Genomic DNA, 25,126 nt, shown 5'->3' with positions numbered 1-25,126 from the left:
GCCGCCGTGACCGCCCTTGCGACCATGAGGCGGCGTCGTATCACCGGTCTCCTGCTGCTCATTGCGCTGCTGGGGCTGACGCTGATCGCCAGCGTCGCGATCGGTACCCGATCGCTGGCCCCGTCCACCGTCTACGACGCCCTCGACCACGCCCTGTCCTGCGCCGACGGGCCGTTCCGTTGCGCCGCCCTGTCCACCGACGAGGAGATCGTGCGCGGGCTGCGGCTGCCGCGTACCGTGCTCGCGCTCGTCACCGGCATCGCCCTCGGCATGGCCGGTGCGTTGATCCAGGGCTACACCCGCAACCCACTGGCCGATGCCGGACTGCTCGGCCTCAATGCCGGTGCGGCGTTCCTGGCGGCGCTGAGCATGTACCTGTTCGCGTTCACCGCGCCCGAGCAGTACATCTGGTTCGCGTTCGCGGGCACGCTGATCGCGGGTGTGGTCGTGTTCGGTGCGTCCTCGATCGGGGCCGGTTCGGCGAGCCCGCTGAGCTTGGTGCTGGCCGGCGCCGCGGTGACGGCGTTCCTCCAGGCACTCACCAACGCCATCGTCACCCTCGACACCAGCGCGCTCGACAGCTACCGGTTCTGGGTGGTCGGTGAGGTCGCCGGACGCGGCGCCGAAGTCTTCTGGCAGGTACTGCCGTTCCTCGGCGCCGGGGCCCTGCTGGCCCTGATCGCCGCACCCGGCCTCAACCTGCTCAGCCTCGGTGACGATGTGGCGCGCGGACTCGGCGTGCACATCGGGCGCAGCCGGGCACTGGGCCTGACCGCGGTAGTGCTGCTGTGTGGTGCGGCGACCGCGGCGGTCGGGCCGATCGCCTTCATCGGCCTGGTTGTTCCGCATATCGCGCGGGTGTTCACCGGCCCGGACAACCGCTGGCTGATCCCCTACTCGGGACTGTTCGGTGCGCTGGTGCTGCTGATCGCCGATACCGCGGGCCGGGTCGTCGCGCGACCGGGCGAGCTTCAGGTCGGAGTGATGCTGGCCGCGGTGGGCGCGCCGTTCTTCATCGCCCTGGTCCGGCGGCGGAAGCTGGTGAGCGTATGACGATCTCGCTGACCAAGACCGAACAGACCGCAGCGCCACCGCTGCGTGCGGCGCTGCGGTGGGGACCGGTCTCTCTGGTGCTGCGGCCGCGGATGGTACTGATCATCGCGGTGCTGGCGGTCGCGCTGTTCGGGCTGTTCTGTCTCGATGTGGCCATCGGCGAAACCAATCTCGGCTTCGGCAAGGTGCTCGATGTGCTGGCCGGTGGTGGCAGCCGGTCGCAGCGGTTCATCGTGTTCGAATCCCGGCTGCCACGCGCGCTGACGGCCGTCGTCGTCGGGGCGGCGCTCGCCATCGCCGGCGCCATCACCCAATCGATCCTGCACAATCCGCTGGCCGCGCCGGACTTTCTCGGCATCACCTCCGGTGCCGCGCTCGGCGCCGTCGCGGTGATGGTCGGCACCGGCGGCGCGACCACCGGCTGGGCGATCTCGCTCGGCACGCCGATCGCCGCCATGATCGGCGGCCTCGGCACCGCCGCGGTCATCTACCTGCTCGCCTGGGGACGCAACCCGCTCGGCGGCAGCGGGGTGACGGTCATGCGGCTGGTACTCATCGGCGTCGGGGTGAACTCGCTGCTGCTGTCGGCGATCAGCTGGCTGCTCACCCGCGCCGAACTCGAAGACGCCGCCCGCGCCCAGCTGTGGCTGACCGGCTCGCTCAATTCCGCCGACGACTCCAAACTCATCCCCGCCGCGATCGCGCTGGCCGTGGTGCTGGTGGTGGCGGTCGGGTCGGCGCGCACGCTGGCCGCACTGCGGCTGGGCACCGACACCACCCGGGTCCTCGGTGTGCGCATCCAGACCCAGCAGGCGGTGCTGATCGGTGCGGCGGTGATCGGCGCGGCGGTGGCGACCGCGGCGGTCGGACCGGTCGCGTTTGTCGGACTGGCCGCCCCGCAGATCGCCCGCCGCCTGCTGCGCACCCCCGGTGAACCACTCATCGGTTCGGCGGTGATCGGTGCGATCCTGGTAGTCGGCGCCGATATCGTCTCGCGCACGCTGTTCTCGGTCGAATTGCCCGTCGGCATCGTGACCGCGGCCATCGGCGGCCCGTTCCTGCTGTTGTTGCTCATTCGTTTGAATCGGAAGGCCACGCTGTGAAGACCGGACAAGCCCCGCAGAACGGCTCGCATCGGCTGGCCGCCGACGGCGTGACGCTCGGCTACGGTGAACGGGTCATCGTCGACGGACTGAGCCTCGACATCGCCCCCGGGGTGATCACCACCGTCATCGGGCCCAACGGCTGCGGCAAGTCCACGCTGCTGCGTTCGCTGGGCCGGCTGCTGAAGCCGAGCACCGGGCAGGTGCTGCTCGACGGCAAGGCGATCTCGTCGATGAAGACCAAGGACGTCGCCCGCATCGTCGGCATGCTGCCGCAGACGCCGGTCGCGCCCGAGGGGCTGACCGTGGCCGATCTTGTCGCGCGCGGTCGTCATCCGCATCAGTCCTGGATCAAGCAGTGGTCGGCCACCGACGAATCCGAGGTCCTCACCGCACTCGAGCAGACCGGCATCGCCGATCTGGCGCATCGCTCGCTCGATGAGCTGTCGGGCGGTCAGCGTCAGCGGGCCTGGATCTCCATGGCGCTGGCTCAGGGCACCGACATCCTGCTGCTCGACGAGCCGACCACCTACCTGGACCTGGCGCATTCGCTGGAGGTGCTGGATCTGGTGGACCGGTTGCACGATGAGCTCGGCCGCACCGTGGTGATGGTGCTGCACGATCTCAACCTGGCCATCCGCTACAGCGACCAGCTGATCGTCATGCGCGACGGCCGCATCATCGCCCAGGGCGCCGCCGCCGACATCATCGACGCGGATCTGCTGCGCGAGGTGTTCGGCCTCGAGGCCACCGTGCTGGAAGATCCGATGTCGGGGCGGCCGATGATCGTGCCGATCGGCACCAGGCATGTGCTCGGTACGGCCGGCGGACCGGTCGCCGAGGCCGCCACCGACGGAGTATGACCAATACCACACCAGCTACCAGCCAGTTACGACACCCTGTAGTACGCATCCGCGTCGTTGAGTCCGTAAAATTGTGGGATGGCAGGACTTGGTGAACTCGAGAAAGCGGTCATGGACCAACTGTGGTCGGCCGACGAACCGCAAACGGTCCGGCAGGTGCACGAAGCGCTGTCGGCGCGCCGCGAGCTCGCGTACACCACGGTGATGACGGTGCTCCAGCGTCTGGCGAAGAAGAACCTGGTCGTTCAGCGGCGCGATGACCGCGCCCATCGGTACGCTCCCGTGCATACCCGCGACGAGCTGGTGGCCAGCCTCATGGTCGATGCATTGCAGCAGGCCGAGGAAGCGGGCAGCAAGGCCGCCGCCCTGGTGCACTTCGTGGAACAGGTCGGTAAGGACGAGGCTGCGGCGCTGCGCGAGGCACTCGCTAAGCTCGAAGCAGATGAGGACACCGCACCGTCGCCGTGACCGCAGTGTCTTCGACCCCTGGCCCCACAACGCAGTGAGCTGAGTCGATGAACGCAACCGCGCCGGTCTTCGCCGGTCTCGCATTGCTTCTCGCGGGGCCTGCCCCAGCCTTGCTCGCCCGGTCGAAGTGGACATACCGCACTCCCCGGGCCGCACTGGTGCTGTGGCAGGCGATCGCGCTGGCCGCCGTGCTCAGCGCCTTCGGTTCCGGCCTGGCCATCGCCAGTGAACTGCTGGTGCCCGGCGAGGACGGACGGCCCACCACCTCACCCACCGACGAGATCGATGCGCTCGGGCTGCCGCTGTGGCTGGCCTATGTGTTCGTGTTCGCGTTGACGCTGATGGTCGGCGCCCGGCTGATCTACGCCTCGATCCGGGTCGGCGTGCACACCCGCCGCCGCCGCGCCCGCCACCGCATGCTGGTCGACCTGCTGGACCAGAGCGGTCCCGAACGCCGTGCCGCCGATATCCGGGTGCTCGCCGCGTCCGAGCCGATCGCCTACTGCCTGCCCGGGCTGCGCCAGCGCGTGGTGGTGAGCGCAGGGACGCTGGACAACCTCGACGAGCGCGAACTCACCGCGATCCTCAGCCATGAGCGTTCGCATCTGCGGGCCCGCCACGATCTGGTGCTCGAGGCGTTCACCGCAGCCCATGAGGCCTTCCCGCGTTTCGTGCGCAGCAAGTCCGCGCTCGATTCGGTGAAGCTGCTGATCGAGCTGCTGGCCGACGATTCCGCGGTCAAGGTCACCGGACCCAAGCCGCTGGCGCGGGCGCTGGTGGCCTGTTCGAAGTCCTCGGCGCCGCAGGGTGCGCTGGCCGTCGGCGGTCCGAGCACGCTCATCCGCATCCAGCGGCTGTCCGGGCCGCTGGGTGATGTGAAGATCGCGGCCGCCGCCTATCTGGGTTCGATCGCCATTCTGGTGGTGCCGACGCTGGCCGTCGCGATTCCGTGGCTGGTCGAGCTGACTCGGCTGTTCCGTGCCTGAATCCAGCACTGCCGCGCCCACATTCGCCGCGCTCGGGCTGCCCGTCGTGCTCGTGCACGCGTTGGGGCGCGACGGTATCGCCACACCGTTCCCGATCCAATCGGCCACCATTCCGGACGTGCTCGCCGGGCGCGATGTGCTCGGCCGGGCCCCCACCGGGTCCGGAAAAACCCTCGCCTTCGGGCTGCCCATGCTGGTTCGGCTCGCCGGCGCGCCCTCGGCGCCGCGGCGCCCGCGAGGGCTGGTGCTGGCCCCGACTCGCGAACTGGCGGTGCAGATCGAGGCCGCATTGGATCCGGCTGCCCTGGCGTTGGGTCTTCGCCTCGGCACCGCCGTGGGCGGGCTGCCGATCAAGCGACAGGCCGAGCGCCTGGCCCGGGGCGTCGACCTGCTGATCGGCACGCCCGGCCGGCTGGCCGATCTGGTCGCCCAGCAGGCGCTGTCGCTGGACGCGGTGCGCATCACCGCCATCGATGAGGCCGACCATCTCGCCGAACTCGGCTTCCTGCCGCAGGTACAGGCTCTGGTGGATCAGGTCCCCGCCGACTCCCAGCACCTGCTGTTCTCGGCCACCCTCGACGGCGCTGTGGACGAGGTGGTGCGCCGCTATCTGCGTGACCCCGTCGCCCACGCCGCCGATCCGGTGCCCGAGACCGACGCCGCCACACCCGCCGCGACCCATCACCTGCTGTATCTGCGCAAGGCCGATAAACGCGAGGTCGTCGCCGAGATCGCCGCCCGCGACGGCCGCACGCTGCTGTTCGTGCGCACCCAGCACGGCGCCGACAAACTCACCGGACGGCTGCGCGAGGTCGGCATCGCGGCGCAGGCGTTGCACGGCGGCAAATCGCAGAACAACCGCAATCGGGTGCTGGCCGCGTTCGCCGACGGGTCGGTTCCGGTGCTGGTGGCCACCGATGTCGCCGCCCGCGGCATCCACGTCGACAACATCTCGCTGGTGGTGCACGTCGACCCGCCCGCCGACCCGAAGGACTACGTGCACCGCGCCGGCCGCACCGCCCGCGCCGGCGCCACCGGAACGGTCGTCACCCTGGTCACCGAGGACCAACGCGCCGAGGCCGCCGCCCTCACCCGCCGCGCCGGCATCGACGCCGCCGAGTCCACTATCGCGCCCGGCGATCGGCTGCTGCGCCGCCTCACCGGTGCCCGCAAACCACCAGGCGTCCCGGTTCCGCCGCCCGCGACGGTTTCGCCGGCGGAGTCTTCGACGCCGCGACGCCCGGGTCGTCCTCGCGACACGCTCGGGAAGCCGCGACGCCACACCGGGAATTCGGCGCGATTCCGGCCAGACCGCAACCGCCGCGCAAACTGACGATTCGCCCGGCGCCATCCACGCCGACGACCCGACTACGAGCCGGCCTCCATCGCGAACTCGGCGTCACACGCCTGCGCACGCGGCGCGCCCACGCACGACCACTGAACATCGCAGCGCGAGCAATCCGGCACTGCGTGCATATCGGCAACCGATGCCCGGATCCTGGACGACGAGACCGGCGCCGTCATCGAAGGCCATCGCGGCGCCGTCTTCGGCGCCACGGCCGTCGACCCGCCCACCGATTTCCACCATTCGGGAACACTGGGGGCTGGCTGCAGGCTGTCACCTGGCAACTAGCTGGAGTTCCGGTAACCACGCGCTCAACCATCCGGCCGCCCGCCTCTCACTCGGGCCGGCGGTGCACCGTCTTCCGCGCCGGATACCAGCTCTCCCCCGCCGGCTCGCCCGCCATGTTCCAGCTCCACGACACCGTCGGCGTGATGGGAACGAAGATGCCCGGTCCGACCATGCCGACTCGCTCGACGGGATCGCCGGCCTCCCCATAGACCCGGATCGCGCGGCTGATAAACGGGTCCATCGACACCACGTCGTCGATCACCAGCGCCACCTTCCGTCTGCCCGCCCGGATATTGCGGAACTTGCGCGTGTCCAGCACGGATGCCCCGACGCCGCCGATCCAGAAGTAGGTGCCGTCGAACTCGAACGCCGGCGGCACGACGTCGGGCTGCTCGCCCTCGCCCAGGGTGGCGACCCTGGCCACCGGTTGCGACCGCAGGTAGGTGAGCTCGTCTTCGGTGAATGACATCGGCCGACTCGCTTTCTCGAGGGCGGGCAGGACTCGGGTGGTCCGGATCGACCATCGCCCAAGGGGCTGGGCGACGCAACCACCGCCGAGTCCGAGAACGACGCACGTTCGGTGCGGCGCGATTACCATCGGTGCAGTGCAGTTTCTCCCTGGACATCAGCCGCCGTACGACCTGACCTACGACGACGTCTTCCTCGTCCCGAACCGGACGGATGTGGCGTCGCGGTTCGACGTCGATCTGTCGACGACCGACGGTTCGGGCACCACCATCCCCATCGTCGTGGCCAATATGACCGCCGTGGCCGGGCGCCGCATGGCCGAGACCGTGGCCCGCCGCGGGGGCATCGTGGTGCTGCCGCAGGATCTGCCCAACAATGCCGCCGCCGACACCATCGCCTTCGTCAAGAGCCGCTCGCTCACCGCCGACACCCCGGTCACGCTCAGCCCGGAGCAGTCGGTGTCGGAGGCCGTCGCGCTGATCCACAAGCGCGCCCACGGTGCCGCGGTGGTGGTCGACGAGCACGGCAAGCCCATCGGTGTGGTCACCGAGGCCGCCTGCGCCGACGTCGACCGCTTCGCCCGGCTGCGCGATGTGGCCACCACCGATTTCGTCACCGCGCCGGTCACCGCCGCACCGCGCGAGATCTTCGATCTGCTCGAGGCCGCGCATGCGAGCCTGGCCGTGCTGCTCGCCGAGGACGGCACGCTGGCCGGCGTGCTCACCCGCACCGGCGCCATCCGCACCGGCATCTACACCCCGGCCGTGGACGACGCGAACAAGTTGCGGATCGCCGCCGCCGTCGGCATCAACGGCGACGTGCCCGCCAAGGCCAAGGCCCTGGTCGACGCCGGCGCCGACCTGCTGGTCGTGGACACCGCGCACGGCCACCAGGTCAAGATGCTGGAAACCCTGCGCGCCATCAGCGATCTCGGCCTCGGCGTGCCACTGGTCGCCGGCAACACCGTCTCGGCGCAGGGCACCAAGGATCTGGCCGAAGCGGGCGCGGACATCATCAAGGTCGGGGTCGGCCCCGGCGCCATGTGCACCACCCGCATGATGACCGGCGTCGGCCGGCCGCAGTTCTCCGCGGTCGCCGAATGCGCGCGCGCCGCGCGTGAACTCGGCGTGCACATCTGGGCCGACGGCGGCGTGCGGCATCCGCGTGACGTCGCCCTCGCCCTCGCTGCGGGCGCGTCGAACGTGATGATCGGCTCCTGGTTCGCCGGTACCTACGAATCGCCCGGCGACCTGCGCATCGACCGCGACGGCAATGCCTACAAGGAGAGCTTCGGCATGGCCTCCAAGCGTGCCGTCGCCGCCCGCACGGCCGCCGACAGCGGCTTCGACCGGGCCCGCAAGGCGCTGTTCGAGGAAGGCATCTCGAGTTCGCGGATGCGGCTGGACCCCGAACGTCCCGGCGTCGAAGACCTCATCGACCACATCTGCTCCGGTGTGCGCAGCGCCTGCACCTACGCCGGCGCGCGCACGCTGGCCGAATTGCACGACAAGGCGGTGCTCGGTGTGCAGTCGGCGGCGGGATTCGCCGAGGGGCGGCCGCTGCCCAGTGGTTGGTGAATCAACCCCGGACCGGCCCACGCGAGCACCGCGTGGGCCGGTAGCATAAAGGTTGCCGGCACCGCCGGTATCCATTCCCCATGCGAAAGGAACCAGTTGTCACCCGCGTCCGAGGACGCCGCACAGGAGGGCTCCTCTATCGAGCCGGGTGACCAACCCGGCGTCCTCCATCTCGCAGCCGTCCAGCTCACCGCAGTACGCACGACCGTGCCCACCGCTCACCGGCCCGGGTGGTGCTGAGGCGTGTCCGTCGTGCTCACCGTGCTCAGCCTGATCGGTTTCATCGCATTGACCGCGGGGACGGCGCTGTTCGTGGCCGCGGAATTCTCCCTCACCGCCCTCGAACGCAGCACTGTCGAAGCGCATGCCCGCGACGGTGACGTCCGGGCCCGCATGGTCCGCAAAGCCCATCACACGCTGTCGTTCCAACTGTCCGGCGCCCAGCTCGGCATCACCATCACCACCCTGATCACCGGCTATATCGCCGAGCCGGTGCTGGCGCGGCTGCTGACCCCGGTGTTCTCGGCAGTCGGCCTCGCCGACAGCGCCGCCCGCGGCGTCTCGCTCGCGCTCGCGCTGATCCTGGCCACCTCGCTGTCGATGATCTACGGCGAGCTGGTGCCCAAGAACATCGCCATCGCCGCGCCGCTGGCCACCGCCCGCATCACCGCGGGCCCGATGGTCGCGTTCTCGGTGGTGTTCAAATGGTTGATCCATTTCCTCAACGGCACCGCCAACTGGGTGGTCCGCCGACTCGGCGTGGAACCGGCCGAAGAGTTGCGATCGGCACGCTCACCGCAGGAACTGGGTTCGCTGGTGCGCACGTCCGCCCAGCGCGGAGCGCTCGATCAGCGCACCGCACAGGTAATGGACCGCTCGCTGGAGTTCGGTGAGCGCAGCGCGGAGGAACTGATGACGCCGCGGGTGAAGATCGAAGCGCTCGACAAGTCCGACACCATTGCCGATCTCATCGCCGCCGCGGGCCGCACCGGATACTCCCGGTTCCCCGTCATCGACGGCGATCTGGACAACACCCTCGGCGTGGTGCACGTCAAGCAGGCGTTCACCGTTCCGGCCGAATCCCGGCGCGGGCTGGCCCTGCATCTGCTGGCCCGGCCGGTGCCGATCGTGCCGGCCAGCCTCGACGGTGACGAGGTGCTCGAACGTATCCGGGCCGATGGCATGCAGGTGGCGCTGGTGGTCGATGAATACGGCGGCACCGCGGGCCTGGTGACCATGGAGGACGTGATCGAGGAAATCCTCGGCGATGTGCGCGACGAGCACGACGAGGAGGAACGCGATGTGCGGCGGGTCTCCGACGGCTGGGACTGCTCGGGCCTGCTGCGCATCGACGAGGTCTCCCGCGCCACCGGATACGAAGCGCCCGAAGGCGAATACGAAACCCTGGGTGGGCTGGTGCTCATCCGGCTGGGCCGGATTCCGGAGGCCGGCGACATCGTGGTGCTGCCGGATCCGCGCTCGCATCAACGTCATCCGGGCGACGGGCAGGGCGGCTGGCTGGCCCGGGTGGAGCGGATGGACGGCAGGCGGGTGGACCGGGTGCGGCTGATCCCGGTCACCGCCGAGGTGCTCGACGGGCAGGAGGCCGATCATGGGCGGTGATCTGTTCGGTGTCGCGCTCACCGTGGTCCTGCTGGCCGGTAACGCGTTCTTCGTCGGCGCCGAGTTCGCGCTGATCTCGGCGCGCCGCGACCGGCTGGAAGCTCTTGCCGCACAAGGCAAACGCAATGCCAACACCGTCATCCGGGCGGGTGAGAACCTGTCGATGATGCTGGCGGCGGCGCAGCTGGGCATCACCATCTGCTCGATCCTGCTGGGCCGGGTGGGTGAGCCCGCCGTCGCGCACCTGCTGGAAGGTCCGTTCCATCTGGCCGGGCTGCCCGATCAACTGCTGCATCCGGTGGCGTTCACCATCGCGCTGGCCATCGTGGTGGTCCTGCACATCCTGTTCGGCGAGATGATCCCGAAGAACATCGCACTGGCCGGGCCCGAACGCTCGGCGCTGCTGCTGGTGCCGATCCACCTGATGTGGCTGCGGCTGGCCCGACCGCTGATCGCGGTCTACAACCTGGCGGCCAACCTGACGCTGCGGATGCTGCGGATCGAGCCGAAAGACGAACTCGACGCGACCGTCTCGAGTGTGGAGCTGGCCGAGATGATCGGCGAATCCCGCTCGGAGGGGCTGCTCGACGAGGAGGAGCACCGCAGGCTCACCCAGGCCCTCGGCACCTCCGAACGGGTGGTCGGCGATGTCATGGTGGGGTTGGACACCACCCGGACGGTGCCGTTGCGCGGCAACGGCACCACCCTCGGCGATATCGAGACAGCGGTCGCCGAAACCGGGTTCTCCCGGTACCCGGTCTCCGCCGACGACGGCTCGCTGGTCGGGTATCTGCACGTCAAGGACGTGCTGGATCTGGTCGCCGATGAGTCGGCCGGGCCGAGTACCCCGATCCCGCGCACCGATATCCGTCCGCTGCCCACCGTGCTGGCCGGCACCCCGCTCTACGAGGCGCTGGCCCGGTTGCGCCGGACCAGCAGTCACCTCGGGCGGGTGGTCGACAATCGCGGCAATACTGTCGGCATCGTGGCGCTCGAGGATCTGGTGGAGGAGTTCGTCGGCACAGTGCGCGACGGCACCCACCGGGTGATCGAGTAGCGGGGAGCGACGGCGATACTCACCCGACCTTGTGCAGCGGCGGCGGTGTCCAGGTGCGATCGAGCGCCGCGGGGTGCGGTGCGTACAGGCGCAGGGTGATTCCGAGCGGTCCGAGGGGTGCCGGAAGCCAGTTCGATTCGCGGTCCGGCCCCGGGTTGGTGTGCGAGATATAGATATCGAGGGAGCCATCGGAGTTGTAGCGCAGCGGGTCGCGGTCGCCGATGGCGAACCGATTCAGCTCGTTGGGTGTCTGGAATCCCTCGGCGTCGTACATCGTGATCGACCAGAAGGCGTCGACGGGCGGCAGCCGGTCCGCGTCGAAATGGATGGTGTAGTCGGAGTCGCCCATGGGCGGTTTGCCCTCGGAATCGGTGAGAAGCAACGGGTAGATGGCATCTTCGGGCGGGTTCGCGCCGAGCCCGGCCTTGGCGATGGCCGCACGAGTGAGATAGTCGTTGCCGTAGACGCCGGTGTTGAGCGTCACCCAGCCGTCGACCGGCGGCACGACCGATCGCGGCGCGTTGGTGATCGCCGCTCGCGCGTCGGCCACACCAGCCTCGATCTGGTCGAGTTCGGCGGCTGCGAACCGGTCGGCATCGAACTGGCGGCCGGGGACGATGCCGAGTGGCTCGATCCTGGCCAGCTGGGAGAAGTCGGTGAGGTGCGGCGGATCGACGGCGAGCGCCGCGGCACCGCGGCGGAAGAAATCCGTCGCCGACAACGATTCGACGACATGCAGCGGTTCCACACTGCTCTCGACGGTGGGATCGGGCTCGAACGGTGCTCGCTCGCCGATCTCGATGATCCGTAGTCCGTCCTGGAAGGCGTTGACCGTCGCGTAATCGGCGGGCCCATTGGTTTGCGGGCGGGCGATGATCCAGACATTGTGGGTAGGTGCGTGGATCACCGGGATATCGGGCGGAGGGTCCCCGCGGTATCCCGGCCCGACCAGCAGATAATCCTGGGGTCCTGTGCCGGTGGTGCGTGTGCCTGGACTGGCGAATACGTCGGTCCACGCGTCGAGCATCGGCAGCATGTAGAAGCGATCACCGCTGTCGGGTGCGTGCACTTGGACCGGGCCCTTGCCGAGGTCGATCCAAGCGCTGGAGTACAGGGTGTCGAAGTTGGGGCGCACGACCGTCCGGAACGTAGCGTCCGGGAACGTACGAATGTGGTGAAACTGGTTCGGCGGACCGAAGCCGGGTTTCGACCCGGTCGCCCCGTTGATCTGCTGGCGCCGGGTTTCGTCGGTGGTCACCAGCGGATACAGGTAGATGTAGGCTTCGCGACTCAATGTGCGCAGGTCGGCAGCTACGGTCCTCATGATCCCTCCATCGCAAACGAGTTCGACTTGGGTGAGCGTCGATCGTGTCGATGGGGCACCGGCCTCGCTCGCGTGTGCCGGCACCGCTGCCGGTCGACGCTGACCGGACGCTCCCGGTTCGCCCGCGCTATGTCGGTGCGGCCGCCGACCGCCGGGCCCGAACCGGTGTGGCTTCGACGCCGTCACCGACCGTATGCGGCGGGCCGATGGAGCAACCTCACCCGATCAGGGTGAAGTCGATGCGGGACCGCCGGGCGCACGGTCCCGCATCAGTCAGCACCCGCGCGGCGACGGGTCGCCGCGGAAGCGGGCTTCGACGAAGTTCCAGGCGTCGGCGAATCCGGCGACGGCGGCGGTCATGTGTTCGGCGATGTCGTAGGTGACCAGCTTGACCGGTGCGCCGGCGCGGCAGTAGCGATCGGCGACGGTGGAGATGGCGTTGTACGGGGTCAGCGTGTCGTAGCGGCCGTGCCACAGGTAGGTCGGTGCGGTCGGGACGCCGTCGAAATGGGTGAGGCTGTTCTCGTGCAGGACGGCCCGCGCCTCGGGGCTGTCCATCAGGCTCTTGGACGCTGCCATCTCCTCGGCACTGCGGAACACACCGTGGAAGAGCAGGAAGCGCCGGCACGCGTTATGGGTGAACTCGCGGAACCAGCGGCCGTGGTCGTTGAGCTGGTCGGAGATCGGCAGCCGCTGCGGATACTCCCGTTCCAGGCCCATGGCGGCGGCGAAGGCGAGCCCGAAGCCCGGATGCGGGCCGAAACCGAGGCCCAGCGCCATCTGTTCCAGGTCGGCGGGGATGCCGCCGGCCACCGCGGCGGTGAGTTCGAGGTCGGGCGCATAGCTCGGCTGCAGTGCCGCGGCCCAGGCCGTCGCCATACCGCCGCCGGAGTACCCGGCGATCACCACCGGCGCATCGTGCAATCCCAGTTCGGCGACCTTCTGGACGGCGCGCACGCTGTCGAGGGTGACCATGCCGCTCAACCGCGCCGCACCGTAGGCGACGTTGGGGCCGAGGTAGTCCGGCAGCGAGATCGCCCAGCCCCGCCCGATCGGCAGCATGGCACCGACCGCATCCTGCAACTCGCCGTTGAACAGCGAACGGGACGGATTGCACTGGGTACCCAGCGAATTGATCAGCGCCTGATACGACACCAGCGGCGGGTTCGGCACACCGATCGGCATCAGCACCGTGGTCATGCCCATGATCGGGTCGCCGGTGGAGTCGGTGGACCGAAAGGCCACCTGCCAGCCCTCGGTCCCGACGTAGAGGCCGGTGTCGATCTTGCGGATGCGCACCACGTCCCCCGGGTGGCGTGCGGCGAGATCGGCCGGTGCGGTGTAGAACGGGTCCGGGTCGGGGTCGGGATATCTCGGTTCGGAACCGGCGGGCGCGCAGAGCAAGCCGAGGCAGGCAACGCTCAGCACCAGGGTCAGTAGTCGGAATGCAGATCTGGACAAGACTTTCCTTCGGGCAGCACCGCATGGCCGACGGTGTGCCGCAACACCTTTCGCGTCACGCCACACCCGGCCGAGTGGATGGGGGAAGGCCACGACCGCAAGCGGTCCTGGAGGCCGCACAGAACATAACGGCCGAAACCGTCCACGATCACAACCGAAACCGTTTCCTGTCGCCGATCACAACGCGGCGTGGCGATGACACGGGAGGGCAACAAGATCGACCGCGGTCGCCGCTACCGACTGAGCTGTCAGCTCTCGGTCACGGCGACGAGGCTTGTTTGCTGCCCGTATGCGGCAATCGGTGTCGCGACGGCGGTGCGCCTCATCCGTCCTCGAAGAAGGAGCGGAGCGGACCCGCTACTTTTCCTCGGCCCAGATGCGCCACGGACGCACGTCGCCCTCGTTCAGTGTCCAGCGGTCGGCGGGCCGGCACTACGAATTCAGGCGTCGGCCTTCCGCTGGTATTTGCCGAGTTCGAGGCGGGCGACGACGCCGCGGTGCACTTCGTCGGGTCCATCTGCGAACCTGATCGCGCGCGCTTGCACCCAGGCCGCCGCCAACGGCAGGTCCTCGGACATGGCCGCACCTCCGTGCAATTGCATGGCCATATCGATGACTTGCTGAGCCATTGCCGGGACGGCGACCTTGATCTCGCTGACGGCGCCGTAGGCCGAGAAATCCCCGGTATCCAGCAGCCAGGCCGCGTGCAACACCAGCAAACGGGCCTGATTGATGGCGATCCGCGCATCGGCGATGCGCTCACGATTTCCACCCAGGTTGGCCAGGGGCTTGCCGAATGCGGTGCGGGACAACGCACGACGGCACGCCAGCTCCAGCGCATGTTCGGCGAGCCCGATCAGCCGCATGCAGTGATGGATGCGGCCCGGACCGAGTCGGCCCTGCGCGATCTCGAAGGCGCGACCGGGACCGGCGATCACATTCGACAATGGAACGCGCACATCGGTGAGTCGGATCTCGCCATGTCCGTGCGGTTCGTCGTACCAGCCCATGGTGGGCAGCATCCGCACCACCTCGACACCCCGCGCGCTGCGCGGCACGACCACCATCGAATGCCGCCGGTGCCGGTACGCCTCCGGATCGGTGAGACCCATGAAGATGAGCAATTCGCAATCGGCGTGGCCGATGCCGGTGGACCACCATTTGGTGCCGTTGAGCACGATCTCGTCGCCGTCGACAATGGCGGTCGCCTCCATATTCGTGGCATCCGAGGACGCCACCCCGGGCTCGGTCATCAGGAAGGCGCTGCGAATCTTCGCCTCCAGCAACGGTTCCAGCCACTGCCGCTGCTGCTCGGGGCTGCCGTAGCGCAACAGCACCTCGGCGTTACCGGTGTCGGGTGCGTTGCAGTTGAACACATACGGCGCGATCAGCGAGCGCCCCGTGAGTTCGGCGATGGGCGCATAGTCGACATTCGTCAGGCCCGCGCCGCCCGCGGTGCCGAATCGCTCGGCGTAGGCGTCACCGTGCCCGGCAGGCAGAAAAAGATTCCACAATCCGGCCGCCCGCGCTTTGGCTTGCAGTTGCTTCATCCGCGGCAGCGGCGCCCACACTGTGCCCGCGGCGCGCGCCTCGGCAAGCTCACTGTGATAGATCGCCTCGACCGGTGCGATCTCGGTGTCGATGAACTCCTTCACTCGTCCGACCAATTCGGCCCCGCGCGGCGACGGTGACAACAGCATGGTGTCTCCTCGATCCCTTCGGTTCGATGTGGTTCCTGGTCGATAGCCCGGAGCCGCTCCGATAGTAGGACGTGCCGGTGCCGGGACCGGTGCTCGGCGTTTCGGGGCAGATCAACGAGCCCGAACCGATACGAGACAATGGTCGGGTGAGCACGCGCATCCCTCTCGCCCACTCCCTCGACCTGCGGGTATTACCGCAGACCGAGTGGCGAGCACGGACGCGGGCACACCGGGAGCGGATCGATGATCTGATCGGGCCCTATCTGCGACGCCGTGCATCGGGGGCGGCCCATCCGGTCATCGATTTCCTGTTCACCTACTACGGCCATAAGCCGGCGCAGCTGCGGCGCTGGCATCCCGGTTTCGGGGTCGGGCTCGCCGACGCCGCCGAGTATGACGGCGCCCGGGGCTACCACCGGGTGAATGCCGAGGGCATGATCGTGACGGCAGATCCGGCGTTTCTGGCGAAACGACGCGGCACCGTCGAGTTCGTGGCCCGGTTGCTGCGCGCGACGGCGACGAGGCCCGCTCAACTGTCGTGTTTCGGACTGCATGAATGGGCCATGGTGTATCGCTCCGAGGAGGTGCGCCACGGTGCGGTGCCGCTGCGCCTGGGGCGAACGGGCACCGACGCCGTCGTGGAGTCGATGTCATTGCGCTGCACGCATTTCGACGCCTACCGGTTCTTCACCCCGGATGCCGTCGGACGCAACTCTCGAGTCCTCACCCGCGACGATCAGCCGTTGCGCGAGCAGCCGGGCTGCCTGCACGCGAACATGGATCTGTACAAGTGGGGTTTCAAGCTGGTTCCCCTCATCGGTTCGGGCCCGTTGGCCGACTGCTTCGAACTCGCGTGTGCCGCACGGGAACTCGACATGCGCGCCAGCCCTTACGATCTCACCGATTACGGTTACGCCCCCGTCGCTATCGAAACTCCGCCCGGGCGCGCCGAATACGCGCGAGCACAAGCCGCACTCGCCGAGCGGGCCGCACCGCTGCGGGCGCGACTGCTCGCGGAGTGCGAGGAATTGCTGGACGTCGCCGATCGGCACGAATAGCCCGATCGGCGAGCCCACGACCCAGACAGGTCAAGCCTCGGCATTTCATAGCGCTTGGCTACTAGTAGCTTCCACCATTCACCGCCATCAGGCCCGAATTCAGCCACCCAGCCATCGATTTCACCGGTCACCGACACAAGCGAACTCACCGCCGCTGTGATCCCGGACAATTCCGCGAAAACACCCCCGGAGCCCAGACCCCTTATTAAACTCCGGTCAGTAACGTCCGCCCAGGTGTCTGAGACGCTGGATCTCAGCCTTGGGCAGGCGTCAGACGACAACAAGGAAGTTGGGGGATGCGATGAGGCGTCCGTTGATGCTGCGCCGTGTCAGACCGTTCGCCCTTGCTGCGGCGGCACTGATCGCCACGATGATGCTGCCCGCGGGCGCGTCGGCCGACCTGCAATCCGACATCGCCAACGGCGTCCGCGAATTCCTCGATGTCGGCCGCACTTCGGTACCGCGTGCCGACTGCGGCCCCGGCTCGATGCCCGAACCCGGACTCCAAGGCGATGTGCCGGCCGCCGATCGCGACAGCGGCCGCAGCACCCAGGGCTACCGCTGCAATATGTCGATGGTCGGCCAATTCGCCGGGCGCGGCGCGGGCATCACCTCCACCAGCTTCGAACACTGCGCGTACATGGGCTCGTTCTTCCCCGGCAATCTGCTCGGCGAGGGCCGGGGTGTGCAGGTACTCGACGTCTCCGATCCGGCCAACCCACGCCCGACGGCCACCCTCACCGAACCGGCCATGCTCGCCGGCACCTGGGAGAGCCTGAAGGTCAACAAGGAGCGCAAACTGCTGGTCGGCACCGGCGTGCCCGTCGGCATCGGCGTCGGCTACCTGTCGGTCTACGACATCTCCGACTGCGCGCACCCGCGGCTGCTCAACCCGGGTCCGGGCACGAATCTGGCCATGCCGCTACCGATCACCACCCACGAGGGCGGCTTCTCCCCCGACGGCCGCACCTACTGGGCCTCGGGTATCGCCCCCGGTTTCGTCAGCGCCGTCGACCTCACCGACCCGGCGAATCCGCACGTGATCTGGCAGGGGCTCACCGGGATCGAAGCGCACGGTTTCGGCATCAGCCCCGACGGCAACCGGATGTACATTTCCGCGCTGGGCGGCTTCACCGTGCTCGACATCAGCGCCGTCCAGCGGCGCGACCCGAATCCGCAGGTCCATCACATCGGCCGGGTGTTCTGGACCGACGGGTGGGCCACCCAGCACAGTGTTCCGGTCAGCTACGACGGCAAGCCGTATCTCTACACGGTCGACGAGGGTGGCTCCGGTGGCGTCAAACTGATCGATATCTCCGACGACACCGCACCGAAGGTCGCGGCCAAGCTCAAGCTCGAGATCAACCTGCCGCAACACATCGACAGCAATATCGGATCCTCGATGGGCGGTTCGGCCTTCGCCTACGAATCGCACTATTGCGCTGCCGACCGGCAGGAGAATCCGACCGCGCTCGCCTGCGGCTGGATCTCCTCGGGTATCCGGGTGTTCGACGTACGCGATCCGCACAATATCCGCGAGATCGCCTACTTCAACCCGCCCGCCCGCACCGGACGCAATCTGGAACTGTGGAACTCCCCGCACGCCCTGGCCTCCATCATCGGAGTGCCGTTGATGAGCGCGCCGAACGCGGTGCGGGCGGTGCTCGAAGGCCAGTTCAACCCCATGGACGCGCTGACTCCGCGCACCGGGCGACTCGCCTTCGGTGACGTCTCCACGGACTGGTGTTTCTCCCCACCGGAATGGCGCGGCACCAAGCTGTACGTTGCGTGTTCGGACAACGGCTTCATGGTGCTGGAGCTGAACAACGGCGTGTACACGCCACCACCGAACCAGTCCTCGATCGTCGGATCGTGAGCATGCCGCGCGGAATGCGGATCGCCGGTTATGCGGCGGTCGCGGTACTGCTGCTCGTCATCGGGGCAGCGCTACGTCCGCTGTTCATCGATGACGACCGGGCGGCCGATCCGGTGCTGAACGCAGTCGAGATCGGCTTCGTCCAAGACATGACCGCCCACCATCAGCAGGCGCTGCTCATGGTGCAGCGGCTCGATCCAACGGTCGATCCGGCCGTGACCCGGCTGGCTCAGCAGATGGCCGACACCCAGCGCCTGGAGATCGGGACCATGCTGGGCTGGCTGCGGCTGGCCAACGCCTCGCCGCTGTCACCGCAGCCGATGGCGTGGATGCACGGAGCGGGCACCGAACCGGACCATCACCACGCCGGTTCGGCGCCCGCCGCGGAAACCACCGGCCACACCATGCCGGGCATGGCGACCATGGCCGAACTCGACGCCTTGGCCACCGCCCGGGGGCGCGCCGCGGAGATCCTGTTCCTGCAACTCATGTTGCGCCACCACCAGGGCGGGGTGGCCATGGCGCAAGCCGCCGATCAACTCATCGAATCCGGGCCGGTCAAGGAAACCGCCCGGTCGATGATCCACGCCCAGTCCCAGGAATCGGGGGTGATGGCCGCCCTGCTCGGACAGCGCGACGCCCAGCCACTGCCCTGATCCGGGCGGGTCAGTTGTCGACCATCTGCCGCGGCCATTCCCGTCCGCTGCTCACCAGGGTCGCGGGATCGGTGCTGGCCAAGGTGCTGGCCACGGGACGTTCGGCTTCCAGCGACGCGGCCGCGGCGGCCGTACTGCGGACCTCCAGTTCGGCCACGCCGACCAGCACGACCAGACCGACGACGACCAGCGCGACGGTCGTGATCAGCGGCGTCAGCAGATCCACCGGCGCCAGGCCCTCCGGTGTCCCCTGGTGGTCACCGTGGTGGGCGCTCATCGCCATCATGCCGGTGTAGTGCATACCGCAGACCGCCAAGCCCATGATGACCGCGGCGCCGACCGTGTTGGCCCAGCCACGCACGTGCACCATGAACCAGAACGCCGCGGTCGCCGCGACGACCGCAATGGCGATGGACAGCGCCACCAGACCGGCGTCGTATTCCATCGCGGCGCCGGTGTTCATCGCGGCCATACCCAGGTAGTGCATCGCCGCGACGCCGAAACCGGTGATCGCACCGCCCAGCGGCAGCGCGATCACCTCCCGGTGCCCGCGCACCACGATCGCCAGCCCGATCAGCACCACGACCACCGCGATGGCGGCGCTGAACAGCGTCAACGGCACGTCGTAGCGGATGTCCACGCCGTCGATGGCGAACCCGAGCATCGCCGTGAAGTGCATGACCCAGATACCGGCGCCGCCGAGGGCCACCGCCGCCGCGACCAGCCACCCGGCCGGCGACTTCGCGGTACGGGCGTGCGCGGCACAGCGCAGGCCGAGGACCGAACCGATGAAAGACATGAAATACGCCAGGGCAGGGGTTACCCACCCATTGCTGAAGTGCTCGAGATGCACGTCTACTCCGATGTAGCTAGTCGATTTCCGATCCGCGATCGGGTGCACGAGTGTGCGAACCACCGAAATGAGGATTTCAAGATGAGAAGTTCACCACGAATGTGCTGGGCGTCGCCAATCGGTGTCTCCTCTGCGCCATCGGGCGCCCGGGCCGGTCAGCTGAGCAGATACGCCGGTGTAGCGGCGGGAACCGCGCCGTAGACGAACTCGCGCCGCAGCCGGTGGTAGGGCTCGCCCTCACCGTAGAAGTTGCGGCGCATTTCGGTCAGCTCCTCGGCCCGGTAGTCGGCCAGCGGTTTGCTCATCTCATCGGCCTCGCGGCGCTGCTTCTTGGCGACCAGCCGGGCCTCCAGCTCCGGCGAATCGGCCAGGGCGGCGGCTTCGCGGCGCACCCAGTCGCGGAAGGCCGTGGTGCTGCCCGGAGCGACCCGGTCGACCAGTCCGATCTCGGCGGCGGCGCGGGCACCCACCGGCAACGTCTCCCGGGTGAGCCGGGCGGCCTCGGTCTCGCCGACCCGGCGCGGCAGCGAGTAGGTCCAGTACTCCGAGCCGTAGAGCCCCATCAGCCGGTAGTGCGGGTTGAGCACCACCGATTCCCGGCACCACACCTCGTCGGCGGCCAGCGCCAGCATCACCCCGCCGGCCGCGGCATTGCCGGCCAGCGCCGAGATGACGATCTTGTCGGTGGTGGTCAGGATCGCCTCGACCAGATCGTTCATCGCGTTGATGTTGTGCCAGGACTCCAGCGCCGGATCCGCGGCCGCCTCGATGACGTTGAGGTGGATGCCGTTGGAGAAGAAGTCCCGGGCGGGTCCGAGAACCAGCACGCCGGTCGGCCGCGCGCAGGCGTCCCGGTAGGCGGCCAGCAACCGCTCGCACTGGCGGGTGCTCATTGCGCCGCCGCTGTAGGCGAACTCCAGGTAGCCGACCGAGCCGTCCTCGCGGTAGCGCAGTTCGGACCAGGTGTCGCGGATCGCTGCCTCGGCCGGCGTCACCGGCACCTCGGGGACCTCCGGCAGATCTGCGCCCAAGGCGTCGACCGCCGGCTGCTTGAACGTCGCCGGACCACCGGGAACCCGGCGGGGCCGCAGCTGCGGCAGCCACACCGCACCGTCGACGGTGGCCCGGCAGATCGCGCCGTCGCGGGTGGCGATCACCGCACCCGGCGCACCGCGCAGCTGGTCCTCGTTGTGGCCGCCGTGCACGAAATACTCCCGGCCGAACAATTCGTCCAGCACGCCCGGCTGGGAGTCGGCCGCTCGCAGTTTGCGCAGCACCTCAACGGTCGAGTCGGCGGACCAGTCGATGCGGCGGTACTGCTGCGAGTGATACGGCCGCAACTGGCCTTGCACGTCCGGCCGGCTGTAGTCCAGCGGCTCGGGCTCGAATGTGCCGTCCGCGAAGCGCTGCACCGCCAGCAGCACCGCCGCCACGGCCGCATCGGACACCTCGTTGCGGTACAGCTCGCTCTTGCCGCAGGCGGCCACCTCGAACGGCACCGACGCCCAGATCGGGCCCGCGTCCATCTCCTCGACCGCCTGCAGGACGGTCACGCCCCACTCCCGCGCACCGGTGGCGATCGCCCAGTCCAGCGAGGAAGGCCCGCGGTCGCCCTTGGGCCCGGGATGCACGATCAGCACGGTGTGCTCGGTCCAGATGTCCTCCGGAATCGCCGTGGTGAGCATCGGCGCCACGATCAGCTCGGGCCGGAAGTGCGCCACCCGCGCCCGCAGCAGATCATCGCCGAGCGCCAATTCGACCCCCACCCGGTGGCCACGCGCACGCAGTTCGGTGTGAACGCGCTGGGTAAGACTATTGAAGGCACTGGCAACTAGCAGGACGCGCACGATTTCCCCTCTACCGGCGGATGAGCAGTGTCATCCCCTGAAATGATCTAGATGTCGCAGACCAAGCTAGCGGGCCGGGTTTTCGGCCGCAGCGTGAGGACCCACCGGTCATGACGAGACTCACTGCGCGCCAGCCGGACCGAACGCACAAGCAGCAGGGGGCCTCTCGACGGGGTCCGGTACCTGTGATCGGCACACCGAGCGGGTGATCATGCCACGCGGGCGGTACCAGAAGGGAGCCTGGGAGGGCTGGCCCGGTCAGGCAACGACGTGATCGGGCTGGATATGGAGGATCACCCGCTGCACATTCCGCCTCTGCTCGTAGGGGTAGGTGTCCAGATCCAGGTACTTGCGCGCCAGCTGATCCAGGAAGTCCTTTCCCGGATCCGGCTCGATCTCGACGACGCGGCCGCGGACTTCCAGGTAGCGATAGGGGTCGTCGGGATCGAGGATCGATACCGAAACCCGCGGATCCCGCTGGATATTGCGGTACTTCTGCCGGTCGGTGCCGGTCGAGACGAGCAGCCGCCCGTGGGCGGCGTCGAAGTCGAACCACACCGGATGTGACTGCGGCTCACCGTCCGGGCCGAGAGACGCGAGATGCGCGAAGCCCTTCTTGCCGAGAATTTCGAGGTGGCTGTCGGAGATCGTCGCGGGTCGTGTATTCCTGCTGCCAATCCGCCGATTGATGTCGTCGATATCGTCCGCCTTATTGCGCGCCTCAGCCATCGGTGTTCCTTGCCGTCGTGGATATAGAGCCGAAGCCGGACCGGACTCTTTCGGGTGGACGACCGCCCTCGGTATGTCAACACTCGCCCGCGGCGCGTTCGTCACCCGCCAATCGATGAACCTCGTTCTGCGCGGGCTACAAGACCGCGGCCTGCTCACCCGCCCCGGGCGGGCCCCGCACGGCCGAGTGCTGCCCACCCAGCTCACGAGGTCCGGGCGAGAAAAGCTGCACGCTGCCAGCGCGGCCGTACGGGCGGTCGAACGGCAGATGTTCTCCCCGCTGTCCGCCGAAGAACAAGGGCACCTGCGCGACCACCTCGCGCTCTGTATCGCCGCCATTCCGTGAGCAAGGCCGGACAGCTGCCGCGCGGACTCGCGATCTCGACGGTGGTGCGCACACGGTAGGCGCGGCCGGATCTCACCCCTGCACCGGGGCCTTCGCGTCGGACGGCTCGGCCGCCGTCCGGGAGACGAGTAGCCCCGCAATCACCGTTCCGGCCGCGATCAGCGCACCGCCGAGGAGGAACGCGGTGGAGTAGCCGTCGCTGAGCCCGGCGGGCGTGTGGTCGGCGCCGGTGACGGTGGCGGCCACGGTGGTGAGCACCGCGAGGCCGAGGGCGCCGCCGAGCTGACGGGAGCTGTTCAGCAAACCGGAGGCCATGCCGGCTTCCTCGGCGGACACTCCGCGCATCGCGATGGTTCCCATGACCACAAAGCTGATGCCGATGCCGATACTGGCCACGATCGAGGGGCCGAGAATGTCGGTGAGGAAGGTGCCGCCCGGTCCGCCCGCGCCGAACCAGGCGATGCCGACAGCGCCGAGAAGGCCGCCGGTCACCAGCGCCGCGCGGTGGCCGAACCGGTCCACGAGCGGCGCGACCAGACGCATGCCCGCCACGGCGCCGAGCGCGAACGGGACGAAGCACACACCCGCGGTCGCGGGCGAGTACTGCAATACCGACTGCATATGCAGCGACACGAAATAGAAGGCGGTCAGCTGGCCCGCGGTGATCATGAAGCCGAAGACGTTGGCGCCCGCCACGCTGCCGTGCGCGAGCAGGCCCAGACGCATGAGCGGGTCGCGGACCCGCAGTTCCACGGCGACGAACGCGGCCAGCAGCAGTGCACCGGCGCCGAGCGTGACGGCTGTGACGGCGGAGGCCCAGCCGTGCTGGTCGGTGCGCACCACGCCGAAGATCAGCAGCAGCATCGATGCGGTGACCAGCACGGCGCCGACGACGTCGAGCCGCGGCCGCTGCTGCTCGACAGCTCCACCGATGCCCCGCACGGCGGTGGCGAGTGCGGCGAGCACGATCGGCACATTGATCAGCAGCACCCAGCGCCAGTCCGCGAAATCGGTGAGCAGCCCGCTGGCGACGACGCCGAGGGCGCCGCCGAGCATGGTCGCCGCGGCCCACAGTCCGACGGCCTTGGTCCGGGCCTGTCCCTCCTCGAATGTCACGGTGATCAGCGCCAGCGACAGCGGCGACAGTGCGGCGGCGCCGAGGCCCTGCACCGCACGCGCGCCGATGAGCAGCGATTCGTGGGTGGCCAGACCGCCCACGAGGCTGGCGCTGCCGAACAGCACGAGTCCCGCGATCATGGTGCGGCGGCGGCCGATCACGTCACCGAGCCGCCCGCCGAGTAGCAGGAACCCGCCGAAGACGACGGCGTAGGCGTTGACGACCCACTGCAACGTGGTGGCCGGAAGGGCGAACTCGGCCTGGATGGCGGGTAGCGCGACGTTCACCACCGACAGATCCAGCGACACCATGAACTGCACGATCACCACGGTCGCCAGCACGGCGGCCGGTTTGCTGGTCTGCGACATCTGCCTCACCACAACCCGATCCGAATTTACACACGCGTATTTTTTTCTGGGTCAGCATAACTGCGCCGAGTCTCGCGTGGGGATCCTCGACTACTGCCGGGAACCCGTCGCGTCCCGACAGGGAAGTGCCGGAGATCGCGCCGTTCGGCGGAACCGGTGAACTAAGCATAATGATAATCTTTTTCATTAACCGGGAGCGATGCCCGTCAGCGACACAGGAGATGCGCATGGACGACTTCTATTCACCCGTTGCCGAGTTCTACGACCTCGTGCCCCGTGCGCACGCGGAAGGCGAAGCGGCGCTACGGAAAATCCTGGCGGAGGTCGATCCGGACGCGGGCACGGTCGTCGACATCGGGGCGGGCACCGGGCGCACCTGCCGGGTGGTCGCCGACGTGCTGCCCACCGCGAAGATCCTGGCGAGCGAGCCGGCCCCGGCGATGCGCGCGGTGCTGACCCACGATGTGCTCGCCGACGCGGACCTGCGGCGCCGGGTCACCATCGTCGCCGAACGCGCGGAATCGATGCGGCTGCCCGAGTCGATCTCGGCGCTGATCCTGTTCGGCGTGCTCGGCCATATCGGCGCCGACGACCGCCGCGCGCTGTGGGATCGGGTGCTGCCCCGGTTGGCTCCCGGCGCTCCGGTGCTGGTCGAACTGCTGCCGGTAGCGCGGCCCACCGTACTGCCGTCGATGCCGTTGGGGCGCGAGCAGATCGGCGACCTGACCTACGAAGGCACTCTCGAGGCCGAGCCGATCGGCGGCGACCTCATCCGGATGACCTCGACCTGGCAGATCACCGGTGCCGCTGCGCCGCCGCGGACGGTGCGCAATGTCAGCGAGTGGCACACCTTCGGCATCGACGATCTGGCCGAGGAAACCGGACTGGCCGGCGAGCAGCTGACCGCGCAGGCCGGGGTGCTGCGCGCCCGCCGCTGAACCGGGTGGGTACCCGGGAACG

At 68.7% G+C, this 25,126-nt stretch carries 23 protein-coding genes; 14 read left to right on the top strand and 9 right to left on the bottom strand.

The features are described 5' to 3' along the window. Positions 1-6 precede the first annotated feature (6 nt). The 6 genes from NOCYR_RS13025 to NOCYR_RS13000 all read left to right on the top strand — a co-directional run bounded on the left by NOCYR_RS13025 (position 7) and on the right by NOCYR_RS13000 (position 5,806). Complete coding sequence (locus NOCYR_RS13025) at positions 7-1,053, top strand: FecCD family ABC transporter permease (protein ID WP_014350840.1); 1,047 nt, start codon at positions 7-9, stop codon at positions 1,051-1,053. Then, entirely contained in the window at positions 1,050-2,156 is a 1,107-nt protein-coding gene (locus tag NOCYR_RS13020) for a FecCD family ABC transporter permease (protein ID WP_014350839.1), read from the top strand. Before NOCYR_RS13025 ends, NOCYR_RS13020 begins: the two co-directional genes overlap by 4 nt. Then, positions 2,153-3,019 carry an ABC transporter ATP-binding protein gene (locus NOCYR_RS13015; protein ID WP_014350838.1) on the top strand — a complete coding sequence of 289 codons (867 nt, stop codon included), beginning with the start codon at positions 2,153-2,155 and terminating at the stop codon, positions 3,017-3,019. Before NOCYR_RS13020 ends, NOCYR_RS13015 begins: the two co-directional genes overlap by 4 nt. A gap of 78 nt (positions 3,020-3,097) precedes the next feature. Further along, positions 3,098-3,487 carry a BlaI/MecI/CopY family transcriptional regulator gene (locus NOCYR_RS13010; protein ID WP_036536516.1) on the top strand — a complete coding sequence of 130 codons (390 nt, stop codon included), beginning with the start codon at positions 3,098-3,100 and terminating at the stop codon, positions 3,485-3,487. Positions 3,488-3,534: 47 nt separating this feature from the next. Then, positions 3,535-4,473, top strand: coding sequence for a M56 family metallopeptidase (locus tag NOCYR_RS13005; protein ID WP_048833318.1), 939 nt, complete (start codon positions 3,535-3,537; stop codon positions 4,471-4,473). Continuing rightward, a complete protein-coding gene (locus NOCYR_RS13000) occupies positions 4,466-5,806 on the top strand; it encodes a DEAD/DEAH box helicase (RefSeq protein WP_014350835.1) in 1,341 nt (446 codons plus the stop codon). Before NOCYR_RS13005 ends, NOCYR_RS13000 begins: the two co-directional genes overlap by 8 nt. A gap of 66 nt (positions 5,807-5,872) precedes the next feature. On the opposite strand, the gene NOCYR_RS12995 is transcribed toward NOCYR_RS13000, so the two are convergent. Together NOCYR_RS12995 and NOCYR_RS12990 are read right to left on the bottom strand one after the other, a co-directional pair. Beyond that, the gene (locus tag NOCYR_RS12995; protein WP_148280619.1) at positions 5,873-6,061 is read right to left on the bottom strand and encodes a hypothetical protein; all 189 of its coding nucleotides are present in this window, start codon (positions 6,059-6,061) and stop codon (positions 5,873-5,875) included. A gap of 91 nt (positions 6,062-6,152) precedes the next feature. Beyond that, positions 6,153-6,575, bottom strand: a complete 423-nt coding sequence (locus NOCYR_RS12990; RefSeq protein WP_014350834.1) for a PPOX class F420-dependent oxidoreductase — start codon at positions 6,573-6,575, stop codon at positions 6,153-6,155. Positions 6,576-6,711: 136 nt separating this feature from the next. On the opposite strand from NOCYR_RS12990, the gene NOCYR_RS12985 reads away from it, so the two are divergent. From NOCYR_RS12985 to NOCYR_RS12975, 3 genes are all read left to right on the top strand, one after another. After that, entirely contained in the window at positions 6,712-8,151 is a 1,440-nt protein-coding gene (locus tag NOCYR_RS12985; RefSeq protein WP_014350833.1) for a GuaB1 family IMP dehydrogenase-related protein, read from the top strand. A gap of 243 nt (positions 8,152-8,394) precedes the next feature. Continuing rightward, positions 8,395-9,774 (top strand): hemolysin family protein, encoded by a 1,380-nt coding sequence (locus NOCYR_RS12980; RefSeq protein ID WP_014350832.1) that lies wholly within the window; start codon positions 8,395-8,397, stop codon positions 9,772-9,774. After that, positions 9,764-10,831 carry a hemolysin family protein gene (locus NOCYR_RS12975; protein WP_014350831.1) on the top strand — a complete coding sequence of 356 codons (1,068 nt, stop codon included), beginning with the start codon at positions 9,764-9,766 and terminating at the stop codon, positions 10,829-10,831. The genes NOCYR_RS12980 and NOCYR_RS12975 overlap by 11 nt, the downstream gene beginning before the upstream one ends. Positions 10,832-10,850: 19 nt before the next feature. Here NOCYR_RS12975 and NOCYR_RS12970 read toward each other — a convergent pair whose 3' ends face one another. From NOCYR_RS12970 to NOCYR_RS12960, 3 genes are all read right to left on the bottom strand, one after another. Continuing rightward, positions 10,851-12,155 (bottom strand): DUF1254 domain-containing protein, encoded by a 1,305-nt coding sequence (locus NOCYR_RS12970; protein WP_014350830.1) that lies wholly within the window; start codon positions 12,153-12,155, stop codon positions 10,851-10,853. Positions 12,156-12,428: 273 nt separating this feature from the next. Then, positions 12,429-13,616 carry a lipase family protein gene (locus NOCYR_RS12965; protein ID WP_148280618.1) on the bottom strand — a complete coding sequence of 396 codons (1,188 nt, stop codon included), beginning with the start codon at positions 13,614-13,616 and terminating at the stop codon, positions 12,429-12,431. A gap of 440 nt (positions 13,617-14,056) precedes the next feature. Then, complete coding sequence (locus NOCYR_RS12960; protein WP_014350828.1) at positions 14,057-15,316, bottom strand: acyl-CoA dehydrogenase family protein; 1,260 nt, start codon at positions 15,314-15,316, stop codon at positions 14,057-14,059. A 146-nt stretch (positions 15,317-15,462) separates the two neighbouring features. On the opposite strand from NOCYR_RS12960, the gene NOCYR_RS12955 reads away from it, so the two are divergent. The 3 genes from NOCYR_RS12955 to NOCYR_RS12945 all read left to right on the top strand — a co-directional run bounded on the left by NOCYR_RS12955 (position 15,463) and on the right by NOCYR_RS12945 (position 18,906). Further along, the gene (locus NOCYR_RS12955; protein WP_014350827.1) at positions 15,463-16,374 is read left to right on the top strand and encodes a hypothetical protein; all 912 of its coding nucleotides are present in this window, start codon (positions 15,463-15,465) and stop codon (positions 16,372-16,374) included. Positions 16,375-16,675: 301 nt separating this feature from the next. Continuing rightward, the gene (locus NOCYR_RS12950; protein ID WP_014350826.1) at positions 16,676-18,250 is read left to right on the top strand and encodes an LVIVD repeat-containing protein; all 1,575 of its coding nucleotides are present in this window, start codon (positions 16,676-16,678) and stop codon (positions 18,248-18,250) included. Next, positions 18,247-18,906: a DUF305 domain-containing protein gene (locus tag NOCYR_RS12945; protein ID WP_014350825.1), complete on the top strand. Its 660-nt coding sequence runs from the start codon at positions 18,247-18,249 to the stop codon at positions 18,904-18,906. Before NOCYR_RS12950 ends, NOCYR_RS12945 begins: the two co-directional genes overlap by 4 nt. Before the next feature lie 10 nt (positions 18,907-18,916). Here the strand turns inward: NOCYR_RS12945 and NOCYR_RS12940 are convergent, their stop codons facing one another. The 3 genes from NOCYR_RS12940 to NOCYR_RS12930 form a co-directional block, all read right to left on the bottom strand. Further along, a complete protein-coding gene (locus NOCYR_RS12940) occupies positions 18,917-19,705 on the bottom strand; it encodes an MHYT domain-containing protein (RefSeq protein ID WP_052315527.1) in 789 nt (262 codons plus the stop codon). 209 nt (positions 19,706-19,914) lie between these two features. Further along, positions 19,915-21,525 (bottom strand): enoyl-CoA hydratase-related protein, encoded by a 1,611-nt coding sequence (locus NOCYR_RS12935; RefSeq protein ID WP_014350823.1) that lies wholly within the window; start codon positions 21,523-21,525, stop codon positions 19,915-19,917. A 339-nt stretch (positions 21,526-21,864) separates the two neighbouring features. Next, positions 21,865-22,335 (bottom strand): PPOX class F420-dependent oxidoreductase, encoded by a 471-nt coding sequence (locus NOCYR_RS12930; RefSeq protein ID WP_014350822.1) that lies wholly within the window; start codon positions 22,333-22,335, stop codon positions 21,865-21,867. Between the two features lie 73 nt (positions 22,336-22,408). Here NOCYR_RS12930 and NOCYR_RS12925 point away from each other — a divergent pair, with 73 nt between their 5' ends. Next, entirely contained in the window at positions 22,409-22,681 is a 273-nt protein-coding gene (locus NOCYR_RS12925; RefSeq protein WP_052315500.1) for a MarR family winged helix-turn-helix transcriptional regulator, read from the top strand. 72 nt (positions 22,682-22,753) lie between these two features. Here NOCYR_RS12925 and NOCYR_RS12920 read toward each other — a convergent pair whose 3' ends face one another. After that, positions 22,754-24,166, bottom strand: coding sequence for an MFS transporter (locus NOCYR_RS12920; RefSeq protein ID WP_014350820.1), 1,413 nt, complete (start codon positions 24,164-24,166; stop codon positions 22,754-22,756). Positions 24,167-24,393: 227 nt separating this feature from the next. Between NOCYR_RS12920 and NOCYR_RS12915 the strand changes: the two genes are divergently transcribed. Next, positions 24,394-25,104, top strand: a complete 711-nt coding sequence (locus NOCYR_RS12915) for a class I SAM-dependent methyltransferase (RefSeq protein WP_014350819.1) — start codon at positions 24,394-24,396, stop codon at positions 25,102-25,104. Positions 25,105-25,126 lie beyond the last annotated feature (22 nt).

The organism is Nocardia cyriacigeorgica GUH-2, assembly GCF_000284035.1.
In the GTDB taxonomy this organism is placed as follows: domain Bacteria; phylum Actinomycetota; class Actinomycetes; order Mycobacteriales; family Mycobacteriaceae; genus Nocardia; species Nocardia cyriacigeorgica_B.
The sequence above is the reverse complement of the archived record's forward strand: the minus strand, read 5'-3'. Positions and strand labels throughout refer to the sequence as shown.

Bases quoted from the DNA above. Each gene is read 5' to 3' on its own strand.
- NOCYR_RS13020 (WP_014350839.1), top strand. From the start codon at position 1,050: ATGACGATCTCGCTGACCAAGACCGAACAGACCGCAGCGCCACCGCTG.
- NOCYR_RS13010 (WP_036536516.1), top strand. From the start codon at position 3,098: ATGGCAGGACTTGGTGAACTCGAGAAAGCGGTCATGGACCAACTGTGG.
- NOCYR_RS13005 (WP_048833318.1), top strand. From the start codon at position 3,535: ATGAACGCAACCGCGCCGGTCTTCGCCGGTCTCGCATTGCTTCTCGCG.
- NOCYR_RS12995 (WP_148280619.1), bottom strand. From the start codon at position 6,061: ATGGTGGAAATCGGTGGGCGGGTCGACGGCCGTGGCGCCGAAGACGGC.
- NOCYR_RS12990 (WP_014350834.1), bottom strand. From the start codon at position 6,575: ATGTCATTCACCGAAGACGAGCTCACCTACCTGCGGTCGCAACCGGTG.
- NOCYR_RS12975 (WP_014350831.1), top strand. From the start codon at position 9,764: ATGGGCGGTGATCTGTTCGGTGTCGCGCTCACCGTGGTCCTGCTGGCC.
- NOCYR_RS12970 (WP_014350830.1), bottom strand. From the start codon at position 12,155: ATGAGGACCGTAGCTGCCGACCTGCGCACATTGAGTCGCGAAGCCTAC.
- NOCYR_RS12960 (WP_014350828.1), bottom strand. From the start codon at position 15,316: ATGCTGTTGTCACCGTCGCCGCGCGGGGCCGAATTGGTCGGACGAGTG.
- NOCYR_RS12950 (WP_014350826.1), top strand. From the start codon at position 16,676: ATGAGGCGTCCGTTGATGCTGCGCCGTGTCAGACCGTTCGCCCTTGCT.
- NOCYR_RS12940 (WP_052315527.1), bottom strand. From the start codon at position 19,705: ATGTCTTTCATCGGTTCGGTCCTCGGCCTGCGCTGTGCCGCGCACGCC.
- NOCYR_RS12930 (WP_014350822.1), bottom strand. From the start codon at position 22,335: ATGGCTGAGGCGCGCAATAAGGCGGACGATATCGACGACATCAATCGG.
- NOCYR_RS12925 (WP_052315500.1), top strand. From the start codon at position 22,409: ATGTCAACACTCGCCCGCGGCGCGTTCGTCACCCGCCAATCGATGAAC.
- NOCYR_RS12920 (WP_014350820.1), bottom strand. From the start codon at position 24,166: ATGTCGCAGACCAGCAAACCGGCCGCCGTGCTGGCGACCGTGGTGATC.
- NOCYR_RS12915 (WP_014350819.1), top strand. From the start codon at position 24,394: ATGGACGACTTCTATTCACCCGTTGCCGAGTTCTACGACCTCGTGCCC.